This is a genomic window from Alteromonas mediterranea DE (assembly GCF_000020585.3).
Lineage (GTDB): Bacteria > Pseudomonadota > Gammaproteobacteria > Enterobacterales > Alteromonadaceae > Alteromonas > Alteromonas mediterranea.
Genome location: NC_011138.3, coordinates 3,012,011 through 3,025,434, shown reverse-complemented (window position 1 = coordinate 3,025,434; position 13,424 = coordinate 3,012,011). Strand labels below are relative to the sequence as shown.

Here is a 13,424-nt window from a genome sequence, read left to right as displayed (position 1 = left end):
GTAAAAACCTTTGGTAGTAGCCAGTGTTTGTTAAGTTTTTGAAAATGTTGGTTTTTATTTTTTTGGTACATGGATTGCTTTGACCAAGTTGTGTGGTAACCCTAATTACAGACGGATACGAAGATGAAAAACGTAAAAAATGCATTATCTGCACTTGCTCTAATGAGCATGGGCGCCCTAAATACTGTTTCAGCCGACACTGTTAGCGCAGGTGGCATTCAGTGGGATACCACTGATAACAATGGTAACGCTGGTATGTCGGCACAGGTGAGTTACCAGCAATGGTTCACAACAGGCGCGTATGGCTACGATAACGTGAACGAAGTTTTTGTAATCAACGAAAGTTCTAACAACGGTGTAACACCGGGGCAAGGTGTACTTACCGGTCTAGGTGTTTTCACTGTGTTTTCTGAAGGCAGAACAAACGCTTTTCCTTCATTCTGCGTTGATGGCCTTCTTGAGTGCGAATTAACTTTTGAGTTTGGTGGCTTGGTACCTCAGCAAAACGGTAGTTTTGATTTTTCTAATGGCTGGTTGAACGTCTATTACGATAATTCACCGTCACTCAATCCGTTTAATCAGTCAGGCCCTCTAATATTTGGAGGTGGTGCAACTACGACCTCTTACCAGAGATTTGCAGCGACTCAGAACGGTGATTTATGGGCTTCATTCGAGTTTGATTTCTTTGACTTCATACCAGATGATCCAGCTGACCCTTTCAGAGCAGGTTTTGCTTCTGCAGGTCTTAATGTTGTGGGTGGAATTCCTGAGGTAGTTGAAGCAATTAACTTTGGTAGTGATTTATATGATTTCTTCTTCACCTCTGAAACTCAAATTAATAACTTAAACTATTCTCAAACTGCAACTGCATCAATCACGTCAGTGAGCTCTCCTGCGACAATCGGTCTTATGGGACTTGCGTTATTTGCTGTTGGTGGATTGTCACGTAAGCGTAAGTAATGTAAAGCACTGCAGACAGTGCGAAAGATGAAAGTGTATTAAACGCCCAACGGAGTTGGGCGTTTTTTTGTCAGTAGAAATCTAAAGTTGTTATCTTTTGAGTGAGCGCCTGGTAATCCCAGCGTCCAGTAATCCCCACATTCAATTCGTAAGTTAGCTACGGCATTGTGTTCTTTTTTGCCAAGAAGAATGACCATGCAATAACATCGACGAAGAGACATACATGATTGGCCTAACCTAACCTATTCGGGTAATAGAAATAAAGTGGACGCACTGCGGTGGAGTTTTTTCCGCCAGCAGTAGGTTGATGCTCAAACTTACTGCACTAGGCCTTGTGATATTCGGCTACCGCGAATAAGCAGCAAGTTTGTTTAGGTGAAATTATGTCCACCGAAGCAATAGGGGGCAAACTTCTCCTGCAACTCGGAAACGCACAATTTAGCGTTTCAACCAATATTAACCCTCACAGGGTTGCGGCTGTAAAGAAAGCATTGGGCGAATGAAGATGTTCGTTGAGCCTGCTGATATTTATCTATACATGGATGTCGTCGCCTTCTGCAAATCCATTAACGGCTTTATTGCCTTTGTTAAGCAGGATATGAACCTTAATTCGTTTCGCGATGCACTGTTGGTCTTCTGCAACAAAAAGCGCGACAAGGTCAAAATACTCTATTGGGATAAAGCGGGCTTCGCTCTCTGGTATAAGCGCTACTCGACAGAAGCATCGGTTTAAGTGACCTGTCGAAACGGAATTGCAACGACTGCTTTCTAGTGAACGACAGCTGCAATGGCTGTTATTGGAAAGGAATTTGCGTTATACGCTCTACTGCCAACGAAGTATTGAAAATAATCGCGTTGAGCGCGCGATAAAACCGTTCGTTATAGGCAGGAAAAACTGGCTGTTTAGCCAAACTGCCTCACGCGCATATACGAGTGCAGTGCTCTATAGCATCGTCGAAACCGCAAAAGCCAACCATCTTGTTATGTTCGAGCACGTGATGTCTTGCCTCAATGAACTCAGCAATCCTGACACCAATATCGAGCAACTGTTACCATCACAGTCTCCAGAGCTTTAGGTGGGATTATCGGACGCTTACGTTCTAATAAAGTAAAAGGAATAAACCTGTTACCAGTGAGGCCCGGCATAGATTTGATGGTAAATTACAGGGGCCTTTGCGGACATGCTAGCTCAAAGTCGTAGGTGTTGTGAGCGAGGTCGCAAATTAAGCCATGTCAACACAGTTACTGAGATGCTATGTTTTCCCTTATATCTTTAAGCATTTTCAGAAAGCTAGGCGAAAGCTTAGTATGAAGTAAATCTTGATTTATATAATATGGCGCACGCTTACCGTGGTAGTCTACGACAGGCCCGATTTGTTTGAATTTTATTCCAACAAACCCCATGCTTCGGGCCAGTCTAGGTTCCATCATCACATAAGCATGCTTTATTTCGTTTTCTAAAGCCAATGCTGCGGCCGCGAAATATAAGCCTACGGCAATGAATGGAAAGCAGCGTAACTCTGTCTCAGAATAAGTTGCTCTATTAATGATACCAACACCAGCCCCTTTATGATTATCCATTTGGCGTCGTCTAAATTCCTTAGGTACCGCTAAACGAGAAACTTCGCAAATGTCTTTTCTATCAAAATTTGATGGGTTCAAATCTTTATCAGTAATAGAATTTAAACAATATTTTTCGATGGGAAGCTGCTGATTAGCTTCAGTGGGGCGTACTATTCTGACAGTACCTGCATAAGCCGATGAACGGCAGTGTTTTATTAAACAGTGAAAGGAGAATGCGTCAAAGTCGTCTAATTCTAACCCACTTTCTTTGACAGGCTCAAAACCTAATTCTTCACAGTAGACGCCGTGGCGGATCTTAAAAACCTCATTTCTTAACGCATCAGAGCTCGCTATAACAGGGACTAGATACGAAGAGAAATGAGAAGAAATATAGTTGGCTTCTTTTAATTTTTCATATCCAGACAACAGCTTGCCTATTTTATTGTTTTTACCAACAAGCTTAGTGATGGTATTTAGCAACTTCGCGTTTCGTAAATTTGGCATAATATGCACATAAATTTGAATATTAAAAGAGTTTAGCAAAAAAGTCGGTGTTTTAAACTTTTTTGTTTTTAACCATTAGTTTAAAAAGTAGGTAATTATTGTGTAAAGAGCTGTTTGACGAGCGCTAAATATTCGTAAATTGCAGCTCGTGTCGCTACCAATGCAGATAGAGAAGGCATTCTTAGGTATGGAGTCAACTCACCTCCGCTATGGTAATCTACGGCGAAAAAAGCGACACTTGCGGTTACGTTATCTAACTCGTTAGAAACACGTAGAACGTGAGTGGCGCTTGTTACTACCAATAACTTTCTATTTGTAACGAGTTGACTGATTGAGCTAATCTCCCCATGAGTATCAGTGCCTTTATCAGTCGTAATTATTTTATCTTCTGGAACACCTAGAGAAATTAAAAATGATTTGGCTTTTTGGCTATAACTGATGTCTTGATTCTCTAAAAAACGCCCACCAGTAACTATTATTTTACTCTTTGTTTGTTCATATAGCATCACGGTCTGAACGAGCCTTTGAAGAGAACAATCTGGCCACCTACTAATATTCGGTAAGTCCCCTTCAGTGTTGTAATAACAAGCTAGTACGAAAATATAGTCTGGTGTGCGTTGGTTTTTGTATTGAAGCCTTTTTACTTTTTGACTCCTTTCAAGTGGATAAAGTAGTAAGTCAACAGCATATGGTTGAGACCAGATAAGAATCCATATTAACGACGCACAAGCAAGCTTAGACGCTAATTTCTTATTTTTTATAATAAGCTGTGCCATGGCGGCCATTAACACAAGCAAAAGGCTCGTTTGTAGCGGGGAAATTAGTTCAATTACGAGAGCTTTCAAAATAATGCCGCCGGATTGTAAATAGATAAAGCTCCAACAGTAAGTAGTTTACATGGTAATTTCAACAAACTAGGGCTTGAAGGTGAAGTTTGATAGCCTGTGAGATTAAAATTTGAGATACAAATGTCTATCAATTCGTTGTTTTTTTGATATCCTTTGCTTTCAAGCTGTGTGAATTTTATTTTTAGATAGATTTATGCATACTTGATAAGTGTCCTATTTTTTTACATGATGAGAGTGTGTTGATTTTATCTCTTTGAATTAAAAGGGAGTTTTTCTTGGTTTGTTTCTTGCATATTCAAAGTGATTGTGGCTACGGATGTGTTGCTAGAGTAATTTATTTTCGAGGATAAAATGAGTCATAAACGCACTAAAGAAGACAAAACAATTCAGCGTACAAATTCACGGAGACAATTTATTGTTAAAGCTGCCGTGGGTTCTGCTGCTTTGTCAGTTCCAGGTAAGTCTGTTTGGGGCGCATGTTCAGTGTCGGGGGCTATGTCTGGCAATGTGTCTCGAGTGAACCCCGAACAAAAGTGCGAAGCAACACCTATTTTTGGTGGCCGCTCACCGGGAACATGGAAAGACGCGTTAGATGGTTCTATGAATGGGCAGAGACTAAAAGCAATGTTTACTGCGCTTCAGAAAGTAGATTACCCTGAGATGCCAGCCGCTGAACCAGGTTCTATTCTTTGGGTGGCCTATGAAAGCCACCTTGAGTCGGTTATCAAATCAAACTCGATGAAAATAGATAAACGCATACTCGATGATGATGTTTCTTATGTAAACGGCGGCGTTCCCCTGTTTGACGCTTTAGATAAGCCTGGTGGTATGGATTACAACTTGGCGGCGGTTTGGCTTAATACGTATTTTGGCTTTTATCCGTCAGTTGTTCACCACAGTGCTAGTGCGTCAGATCGAATTCAAAAAGCAAATGAGCTTGTAAATAACATCGCGATTTATTTGTTCAGTGAGTCTCGTATCGCGCTGGCTTCACCAGAGAGCCTTGGTGGAACCCAAACGGTTAGCTTTAGTTATAATTTTGAAAGTGGTTCGTCTAGCGAGTACACATTATCCCAACCTGAACACGACGAGTACAACCGTACCACGCCATTCGGCATGACCGAAGATAATGCGTCAGGTGAGGCTCCTGGCAACGGTAACGGCAAGGGTAACGGCAAGGGTAACCGAAAATAGGCTGATAGCGCATCGTAGGATCAGCCTTATTTGTTATGTTCAAGTTCAGCAGCTCAGTCAAGGTTAGGCTTTTGAGGTCTAGCAACTATCTCCTTGTCTTCGATACGCGCTCAGGAGACACCATGGCGTTTGAATATAATGATGCTGCCATGGCAGAAAAGCTGTTGGAAGAGTCTCATGAACAGGCGTTTTTTGAATCGGCACTGAATTTTAAAACGTTAAGTTTTAAAAAGGCATCCGACCTCAATATTATTGAAAGAGTTTGAAGTTCTTATATATTAATACAGGGCCTTACGTATTCAGACTGTACAACGAGTGTGCGGCAGTAAGTCATTCAGTGCGTCAGATGTATTGTCATACAAGCACAGAGACGGAACGCTATGATTTTGATATTGCGGTCAAGCCTCCTAATTTACTAAGAAAGTTCATCTCTCCACAGATAAGTTTCTATTGCGATAAACAAACGCCGTTTTTTCCTCTCCCTCGTAGTCAAAGTTACCCAATGCTCGAATGGGGCATGAATTGGTGTATTGCTGCTCATGAATATTCAAGGCTTGTAATTCATTCGGCAGTACTGGTTAAAAATGGGAAAGCAATCTTATTTCCTGCATTGCCCGGTTCAGGAAAAAGTACGTTAAGCGCCTTATTGTCGGAAATGGGATGGACAGTTTTTTCAGATGAGATGGCGATAATTGAACTTGAAAACCTTCATGTTAAACCAATCAATAGACCTGTTTGTTTGAAAAATGATGCTATCGATATTGTAAAATCAAGTTTTAGTGATAGCGTTTTCACAGAGAAGTTTTACGACACCCAAAAAGGGACGGTTGCGCATAAACGTGTGCATACGCCCTCATCTTTTAAGTTTCTCAAAGATACGCCCATAGGTGCAGTGGTGTTTCCTAAATACGTTGGCGGCAAGGCAACCACCTTACAGGAAGTCGCTTCAGCTGAAGGCACAATTCAGATAATAAGAAATGCTTTTAATTACCATGTTTTGGCCGAAAAAGGGTTTGAAGCATTAGCCGACCTTGCTGATAAAGTTGAATTTTTTTCTATGGATTACTCTGATATCAATAGCGCAGAAGCGGCGTTAACGGAGTTGCTTCTGTGAATGCCTTTGCTAAAGCAAGATACTTTCTCATAATATTTAATGATGTAACTTTGCTATCATCGCTATCACCGAAAACCCTGTCTGAACTGTTTGTTTTTCTTCGTGCTGCGAATTTATTGAGCATCTTCGCTCACAAAATTAAACGCAAAAACATGGTAGATAGATTGCCTGAAAGCATTCAGTGGCATGTAACTTCAAACGTGAACTATTCTGATCGGCAGCGATGCCAGGTTGGAACTGAAATAGACAGAATCAACCTTCTTTTAGAGGAGATAGGGATAACCCCCGTTTTTCTTAAAGGCGCGGCATACAATATTGAAAATGCCGTTTCTTTGGAAGGTCGAACCATGTCTGATATTGACATCCTCGTTAGCTCAAGCGAGATCCAGAAGACAGAAAAAAGACTCCTCTCGTTGGGGTGGCAAATAAAATCGCTAGCTAACTACGATGAAAAATACTATCGGGAGTTTGCTCACGAAATTCCACCAATGTTCGATCCTCTATCGGGCACCACGTTAGATATTCACCACAATTTATATTTGCCAGTGAGTGGAAAAGCCCCTGATGAGTCAATATTAAGACAGAACATCGTTGCATCTTCGCAACAGAAACTTGTTCTCAATAAACATATGCAGGCGTTGCACACATGTGTGCATCTTTACTGGAACGAGGATGTAAGTTCATCACTCCGTGACCTGTATGATTTTACTTGTCTTTGTAATGACAATGCATCACATCATTTTTGGGAAGTAATAGTTAAAACCGCAAAAGCCATGAACTTGTCTTCACTTTTATTCGATGTAATATGTTTGGCAGAGTTCTACTTCTTGTTGCGCTGCCCAATTGAAACAAAACATCAGTTGCAAAGCCAACTCAGCCTTTTTCATAGGGCTCGTCGAGGGTTTACGCTGTTCGTTATGAAACGCGCTTTAGTGCCGGATACACGCGTTTGCGACAGCAAATTACTTCGTCTCAGTCGATTTTTGGCATATATGCGGGGGCATCTAATGAAAATGCCCGTTCACGTACTTGTGCCGCACATGCTTAAAAAGCTATCAATGACCTTGCGAAAAAGTTAGCGTCCCTTTGCGTAGCGCCCTGGCCCAAGAATATTGTTAGGGTCTAGCGCATGTGCAATTTTGTTCGATGTTGACCAGAATGCTTTTGACGTATCAAGATTTTCTTGTTGCTCTATATTCAACCTATACGGAACAAAGCCAAGTTTTAGGCCTTGCTCGTAAAGTGATGCAAGGCACGCTTTTGCATCTTCTTTTGCCTTTTCGTTGTTGATATCAAAAACTATTGGGATAGTACTGTCAGTACAATATAGATTGAAGTTAGTGAACGTTATCATAGGTTCAATGTTGAACTGTTGGCACGTCTCTCTAACCATCGCGATAAAACTTAACATCGAGGCTGGTTTTGTCGGTATTAAAGGTGCGTACCATAAAAGGCCGCACCCATCTCTTGCCGGATTAAGTTGGTTTGTTTTGTTCGGCGTTGTTGCCGAATTACGCCAATAAGCAAGAGGTAGGGCAACTTGATTAGGTATGCCTTTCATAATTGCCATGCCTTCTTCTAACGTGGCCAACTGATGTCGTGGCGCTTGCAGCAAAGACTTTGGTGCCAGTTTGGTAACAAGCTTTCCAAACTCAATAAGTAGGTCATTTGAGAAGAAAAGTCTCGATGCTCTATTTTTCGCAATCTTCTTTATTTCTGCTTTCACGGCCTTGGCCACGTTTTTCGCACCATAAACTGTCCCTATTACTGTCCACTCCGGTATCTCTTGTTGCTTACTTATTTTTTCTACTTGTTGGTCAGTCATGATTTGATGTGAACCTGGGCCATTCGGATTATCGGCCATCATGGCGGACACCCTTCTTTTGTCCATTAGGTTCATACTCCCTACATTGCGCCCAACTTTATCGAATATTTCGGATACCACTTCATAGGCGGTAGTAAATGAAGATTGATCAAAGAATTGCATGTAAAACGAGGTGAAACCGTCGCCCGCTTTTTCAAGTGAAATAGTGGCTTCAGTAACAACTAAATTCGCCGATTGCGTGAAAATTCCATCCAGGTAAGGGCCATGTTTCCACTTAAATGACTTGTCGGCTAGCTGCTCAGATGTCATGTCCATATCTGCAACACTGGACTGATAGTATTCTCCTGTGGGTAGAAAACCTTTAATGGAGGTTACTGCGGAAAAGTGGTCTGCCACAGGCGTGATGCCATAACCACGCTCAAGTGCATTAGCAAGAACACTGCACGTTGGGCCTGCGCCAGTAACGGGAACCATATAATCGGATGCGTGCTCGTTTAGAAAATCGTACAGTATTTTCTGCGTAACACCTGGTTGGACTGTACACAGACCTGTTTTTTCGTTGAAGTACAGTATTTTATTGAGCTGCGATAAATCGAGTAGGTATTGATCCCTTTCATCACTGGGTGGAACACTGCTGCCATACCCCCAATTATTTCCAGTGCTAATAGGGTAGATAACGAATGCCTCGTTGCTGCCGCTACATTTATTCGCAAGTTCAATGACAGCCTTAACGTCTGAACTATCACCTATTTTAATCACGCCCTTGACTTGAGAGGTAAAACCTTCTGGAGATTGGTGGTAAGTTAAAATATCGTCAGTATGCGTAATTAACACTGATTTTGAACTTAACACAGATTCAATAAGTGCCGTGCTCATGCAACTTTCCATTATTTAGATTTAATGTATAGTAGTAGCATAACTGTATGTGAGCGCTTAAGTATATATTTTCATGAAAATCTTAGTCACCGGAGCCGCTGGTTTCATAGGAGCGGCTGTATCGCAATACCTTATCAATCGTGGTGACCAAGTTGTCGGAATTGACAACATTAACGATTATTACGATGTGAATTTAAAGCATGCTCGTCTAGACGAGATTAAATCATCTACTGCTGCTGATTTATTTTCATTTATCGAGATGGGGGTAGAAGAGCGCGACAAAATGGCTGCGCTTTTTGAAGAGCACAAATTTGATAGAGTGGTGCATTTAGCTGCTCAAGCTGGTGTGCGTTATTCACTTGAAAATCCTAACGCTTACGTCGACTCAAATATTGTTGGCTTTGTGAATATTCTAGAAGGGTGTCGCCATAATAACGTCGAGCATTTGGTGTACGCGTCATCTAGCTCAGTCTACGGTGCGAATGAAACTATGCCGTTTTCAGAGCAGCACAACGTAGATCATCAAGTTAGCTTGTATGCGGCTTCTAAAAAAGCTAACGAGCTAATGGCCCATACTTATAGTCACCTGTATGACTTGCCTACAACGGGGCTGCGCTTTTTCACTGTTTACGGGCCTTGGGGCCGTCCAGACATGGCGCTTTTCAAGTTCACTAAGGCTATTTTGGAAGGTAAAACAATACAGGTTTACAACTATGGTAACCACCGTCGTGACTTCACTTATATAGATGATATCGTTGAAGGCGTAATTCGCTCATTGGATAATGTGGCTAAACCTAACGAGAATTGGGACGGCAGCAATCCAGATCCAAGTACGAGTAAGGCGCCCTATAAGGTATACAATATTGGTGCGCAAACACCAGTGCACCTTTTGAAGTTTATTGAAACCCTTGAGAGTGCATTGGGCATTGAGGCGAAGAAAGAACTTTTTCCTATGCAGCCAGGCGATGTGCCTGACACCTATGCTGATGTGTCGTCGCTCGTTGAAGATACTGGGTACCAGCCATCTACCGATGTTGAAACAGGCGTAAAAGCGTTTGTCGACTGGTATCGCGACTTTTATAAAGTGTAAGCGCTAGCGACTTATAATTACTTTCTGAAACCGTTAAAGTGCACTGCTTCTCATAAATCCCGCACACTTTTTGGGCAAGAACTCTTTCGTGGTTGCATAACCGAGCTCAAAAAGTGTGTTCTTAATTTCAGGTGTAAGCGAAAAATCTACCGCGGAAATCTCCCCGGTATTCACCACCACCGTATTGTGCCAATACTTCGCATTGACGTACTCCCTGGATATTGCCGTCATAAACGTGCGAATAAGCATGCTGACGTATTGGGGCAGTTGAAGTAAGTTCTTTTTAATGGCCTTGCGTTTTTGTTCGGTGCTTTGCAGTCTGAAGCATACTGATGGCGTGCCATCGCCTCGCCAATCTTCAAACAGCGCATCTTCAGACAATATCGCACCGTCTACAAGCAAATACTCTTTAAAGGGTTTGAATGAAAATATTAGCGGGATAGACATGGAGTAGCGCACCGCCTCTGATACCTTCATGTCAGGCGTAGCGTGCTTGTTGAATAAAACCGGGCCGCCGCCGTTTACATCTGTGGCGAGTATGTTTAAATCGAGCGGCATGTCGGCAAATACCGCGCCTTCAAGCTGTTCATCTATCCAGTTTTGAAATACATCACCTGAGGAGAGCCCGCCTTCACGTAATAATCTTACAAGTGAGAATTCAGTAAATTGCTTAAAGTCGGTGACAAGCGCCAGCTCTCGCATTTGTTCCACGCTATAACCTTTAGCATAGAGCGAGGCAATAATGGAACCGCCTGATACGCCTACAAGCGTATCAAAGCCAATTTTCATATCATGCAGGGCTTTTATAATGCCTATGTGAGCGCTTAAACGTGTGCCGCCCCCTGAAAAAATAGGAACGATTTGCGTTAAGTCTGAGGTTGCTAGGTTATTGGGTATCGCTGCCGAGGCTACCTGCATATGCATACTCCGTTTTATTAAGGCTAAAGCGTATGCAGTTTAATTTTTCATTGAGCACAACCACGTCGCCTTTTAATAGAAGCTTAGTTGACAGGCTTTATAACGGCAAAATAGCGAAGGGCTTTTCGTTCATCTCTTTAGTCTAAGGTGTTACTGTTTCGCTACATTGTGTGAATAACGCTATTTGGAATGTGTTAATTGTCACAGCGCGAGTTCTAAAAAATTTGATTAATAAAAAAGCCCACCCCTATTTAAACAGCGGGTGAGCTTGATTTGTGTGGTATCAGAAATTTAAGTTTAAAAGGCTAAACCTAATTACCTGCCAGCTTCGCCTTCATCTCGCGTCGACGGGCGTGCAACAAAGGTTCGGTGTAACCGCTAGGCTGCTCTTTACCTTTGAAGATGAGGTCGCTTGCAGCTAAGAAGCCGATTGAGCTATCTAAATCAGGCGTCATAGGGATATATTCAGGGTCACCTGCGTTTTGCTCATCTACCAGTACCGCCATGCGTGCCAAAGATTCTTTTACCTGATCTACACTTACAATGCCGTGCTCTAACCAGTTTGCGATATGCTGCGATGAAATACGTAAGGTCGCGCGATCTTCCATAAGGCCAACATTGTTGATGTCTGGAACTTTAGAGCAGCCTACACCTTGGTGAACCCAGCGTACAACGTAGCCTAAAATGCCCTGAACGTTATTGTCGATTTCACGCTTTATACTTTCACGTGTAAGCGTTGAGGCATCTTCTAACAAAGGAATAGTGAGTATATCGCTTAACCCATCAAAACTCGCATCTAGCGACTTTTGAACGTCAAACACATTCACGTCGTGATAATGAAGCGCGTGCAGTGTCGCTGCAGTAGGAGAGGGCACCCATGCCGTATTTGCCCCAGCCTTCGGGTGACCAATTTTAGCATCCATCATATTTTGCATTTCATCAGGTATCGGCCACATGCCTTTACCAATTTGCGCTTTACCAGAAAGGCCACAGCGAAGACCTACGGCAACGTTTGCGGTTTCGTAAGCTTTAATCCATGGCATAGCTTTAAGGGCGGCTTTTTCTGCGAACGGCGCGGCAAGCATTGAGGTATGTATCTCATCACCCGTTCTGTCCAAAAAGCCTGTGTTGATGAACACAACCCGCGAGGTTGCTTCAGCGATACACGCTTGTAGATTAACACTCGTACGACGTTCTTCATCCATAATACCCATTTTAAGGGTGTTGGTGGGAACGTCGATGATAGGCTCGATAGCACCAAATAGCGCATTAGAGAACGCCACTTCTTCAGGCCCATGCATTTTAGGTTTAACAATATAAATACTGCCTTCGCGGCTGTTTTTAAATTTACTATTACCTAAAAGGTCATGCTTTGCGATAAGGGAAGTGATTAAACCATCCATGATCCCTTCTGGTACTTCTTCACCGTCAAAAAGCATGGCGTCGTTGGTCATAAGGTGACCGACGTTTCGAACGAACATTAGGCTTCGGCCAGAAAGAACAAGTTCTCCGTCTTTTAACTGATTCTTTGCAGCGTGTTTAGAGGGCTGATACCTTCTATCGTCATGCATGGCGCGAACAAGTTGCTTACCGCCTTTTGTCATTTCAATGCTGAGCGTGCCTTTCATCAAACCTAACCAGTTGCTGTACACCAAGGTTTTGTCTTCAGCGTCAACAGCGGCAACGGAATCTTCGCAGTCCATAATGGTAGTCAGAGCGGCTTCAACCAGCACGTCTTTTACGTTCGCTGGATCACTCTCGCCAATCGGGTGAGTAGGGTCAATTTGAATTTCAAAGTGCAGGCCATTGTGCGCAAAAAGCAGGCTTGATGGGGCACTGATATCGCCTTGGTGTCCTTGCCATTGTTCAGTATTCGCTAGGGTGGTTTCATCGCCATCGGTAAGCGTGATAGCCAGTTTACCCGTATCAATTTTATACTGTGTAACGTCTGCGTGGCTGCCTTTCGCTAGCGGTATCATGTTATCTAGGTAGGTTTTCGCTTTCGCTACTACTTTAGCGCCACGAACAGGGTTATAACTTTTCCCTGCTTCTGCGCCGCCTTCATCGCTTATAACGTCAGTGCCGTACAATGCATCATACAGGCTTCCCCAGCGAGCGTTTACCGCGTTAAGTGCATAGCGAGCATTATTAATAGGTACTACAAGCTGCGGCCCCGCCATAGTAGCAATTTCTGCATCTACGTTTTGTGTGTCGGCGGTAACGTTCGCAGGCTGCTCAACGAGATACCCAATGTTTTTAAGGAAGTCTGTGTATTCGCTACCACCTACCGGGTTCCCAGCTTTGTGGTAGTCATCAATAGCGCGCTGAAGTTGCTCTCGCTTTTCTAGTAGCGCGCGATTTTGAGGTATGAATTTTTCGAAGAGAGCTTCAGCGCCTTGCCAAAAAGCCTCTTGGTCGACGCCAGTGCCAGGAAGTGCCTGTTCGTTGATAAAGTTATCGAGTTGTTCGGCAACCTGTAGTCGGCCCTTTGTAATATATCCTTGCATAACTACCTCTATACATTTGTCTGAT

12 protein-coding genes and 1 pseudogene are annotated in these 13,424 nt (G+C 42.9%); 8 read left to right on the top strand and 5 right to left on the bottom strand.

Features of this window, described 5'->3' with window-relative positions:
• The first annotated feature begins 123 nt into the window (after positions 1 to 123).
• From MADE_RS13440 to MADE_RS20010, 3 genes and pseudogenes are all read left to right on the top strand, one after another.
• Positions 124 to 960, top strand: coding sequence for a hypothetical protein (locus MADE_RS13440; RefSeq protein ID WP_012519052.1), 837 nt, complete (start codon positions 124 to 126; stop codon positions 958 to 960).
• Between the two features lie 499 nt (positions 961 to 1,459).
• Positions 1,460 to 1,693, top strand: a complete 234-nt coding sequence (tnpB, locus tag MADE_RS13430) for an IS66 family insertion sequence element accessory protein TnpB (protein WP_012519050.1) — start codon at positions 1,460 to 1,462, stop codon at positions 1,691 to 1,693.
• A gap of 52 nt (positions 1,694 to 1,745) precedes the next feature.
• Positions 1,746 to 2,036: pseudogene (locus MADE_RS20010) on the top strand (IS66 family transposase); the annotation flags it as partial.
• Between the two features lie 166 nt (positions 2,037 to 2,202).
• On the opposite strand, the gene MADE_RS13425 reads toward MADE_RS20010, so the two are convergent.
• A complete protein-coding gene (locus MADE_RS13425) occupies positions 2,203 to 3,027 on the bottom strand; it encodes a PEP-CTERM/exosortase system-associated acyltransferase (RefSeq protein WP_012519048.1) in 825 nt (274 codons plus the stop codon).
• A 95-nt stretch (positions 3,028 to 3,122) separates the two neighbouring features.
• Positions 3,123 to 3,812: a YdcF family protein gene (locus MADE_RS13420; RefSeq protein ID WP_012519047.1), complete on the bottom strand. Its 690-nt coding sequence runs from the start codon at positions 3,810 to 3,812 to the stop codon at positions 3,123 to 3,125.
• Between the two features lie 414 nt (positions 3,813 to 4,226).
• Here MADE_RS13420 and MADE_RS13415 point away from each other — a divergent pair, with 414 nt between their 5' ends.
• The 4 genes from MADE_RS13415 (at position 4,227) to MADE_RS13405 (ending at position 7,262) form a co-directional block, all read left to right on the top strand.
• Positions 4,227 to 5,069 carry a hypothetical protein gene (locus MADE_RS13415; protein ID WP_012519046.1) on the top strand — a complete coding sequence of 281 codons (843 nt, stop codon included), beginning with the start codon at positions 4,227 to 4,229 and terminating at the stop codon, positions 5,067 to 5,069.
• 122 nt (positions 5,070 to 5,191) lie between these two features.
• On the top strand, positions 5,192 to 5,335 hold the full coding sequence (locus MADE_RS20595) for a hypothetical protein (protein WP_012519045.1): 144 nt from the start codon (positions 5,192 to 5,194) through the stop codon (positions 5,333 to 5,335).
• Positions 5,332 to 6,183 (top strand): HprK-related kinase A, encoded by an 852-nt coding sequence (locus tag MADE_RS13410; protein WP_080663236.1) that lies wholly within the window; start codon positions 5,332 to 5,334, stop codon positions 6,181 to 6,183. The genes MADE_RS20595 and MADE_RS13410 overlap by 4 nt, the downstream gene beginning before the upstream one ends.
• The gene (locus tag MADE_RS13405) at positions 6,180 to 7,262 is read left to right on the top strand and encodes a nucleotidyltransferase family protein (protein WP_023559794.1); all 1,083 of its coding nucleotides are present in this window, start codon (positions 6,180 to 6,182) and stop codon (positions 7,260 to 7,262) included. Before MADE_RS13410 ends, MADE_RS13405 begins: the two co-directional genes overlap by 4 nt.
• Here MADE_RS13405 and MADE_RS13400 read toward each other — a convergent pair.
• Complete coding sequence (locus MADE_RS13400) at positions 7,259 to 8,884, bottom strand: FAD-binding oxidoreductase (protein WP_023559793.1); 1,626 nt, start codon at positions 8,882 to 8,884, stop codon at positions 7,259 to 7,261. The two genes, MADE_RS13405 and MADE_RS13400, sit on opposite strands and share 4 nt — an antisense overlap.
• Before the next feature lie 73 nt (positions 8,885 to 8,957).
• Between MADE_RS13400 and MADE_RS13395 the strand changes: the two genes are divergently transcribed.
• Positions 8,958 to 9,974: an NAD-dependent epimerase gene (locus MADE_RS13395; RefSeq protein ID WP_012519041.1), complete on the top strand. Its 1,017-nt coding sequence runs from the start codon at positions 8,958 to 8,960 to the stop codon at positions 9,972 to 9,974.
• Between the two features lie 33 nt (positions 9,975 to 10,007).
• On the opposite strand, the gene MADE_RS13390 is transcribed toward MADE_RS13395, so the two are convergent.
• Together MADE_RS13390 and MADE_RS13385 are read right to left on the bottom strand one after the other, a co-directional pair.
• Positions 10,008 to 10,892 carry a patatin-like phospholipase family protein gene (locus MADE_RS13390; protein WP_012519040.1) on the bottom strand — a complete coding sequence of 295 codons (885 nt, stop codon included), beginning with the start codon at positions 10,890 to 10,892 and terminating at the stop codon, positions 10,008 to 10,010.
• Between the two features lie 311 nt (positions 10,893 to 11,203).
• Positions 11,204 to 13,399: a malate synthase G gene (locus MADE_RS13385; RefSeq protein WP_012519039.1), complete on the bottom strand. Its 2,196-nt coding sequence runs from the start codon at positions 13,397 to 13,399 to the stop codon at positions 11,204 to 11,206.
• Between the last annotated feature and the right edge of the window lie 25 nt (positions 13,400 to 13,424).

Coding starts and splice junctions, on each gene's coding strand:
- MADE_RS13400 (WP_023559793.1), bottom strand. CDS start 8,884: ATGAGCACGGCACTTATTGAATCTGTGTTAAGTTCAAAATCAGTGTTA.
- MADE_RS13395 (WP_012519041.1), top strand. CDS start 8,958: ATGAAAATCTTAGTCACCGGAGCCGCTGGTTTCATAGGAGCGGCTGTA.
- MADE_RS13425 (WP_012519048.1), bottom strand. CDS start 3,027: ATGCCAAATTTACGAAACGCGAAGTTGCTAAATACCATCACTAAGCTT.
- MADE_RS13420 (WP_012519047.1), bottom strand. CDS start 3,812: ATGGCCGCCATGGCACAGCTTATTATAAAAAATAAGAAATTAGCGTCT.
- tnpB (WP_012519050.1), top strand. CDS start 1,460: ATGAAGATGTTCGTTGAGCCTGCTGATATTTATCTATACATGGATGTC.
- MADE_RS13385 (WP_012519039.1), bottom strand. CDS start 13,399: ATGCAAGGATATATTACAAAGGGCCGACTACAGGTTGCCGAACAACTC.
- MADE_RS13440 (WP_012519052.1), top strand. CDS start 124: ATGAAAAACGTAAAAAATGCATTATCTGCACTTGCTCTAATGAGCATG.
- MADE_RS20595 (WP_012519045.1), top strand. CDS start 5,192: ATGGCGTTTGAATATAATGATGCTGCCATGGCAGAAAAGCTGTTGGAA.
- MADE_RS13390 (WP_012519040.1), bottom strand. CDS start 10,892: ATGCAGGTAGCCTCGGCAGCGATACCCAATAACCTAGCAACCTCAGAC.
- MADE_RS13415 (WP_012519046.1), top strand. CDS start 4,227: ATGAGTCATAAACGCACTAAAGAAGACAAAACAATTCAGCGTACAAAT.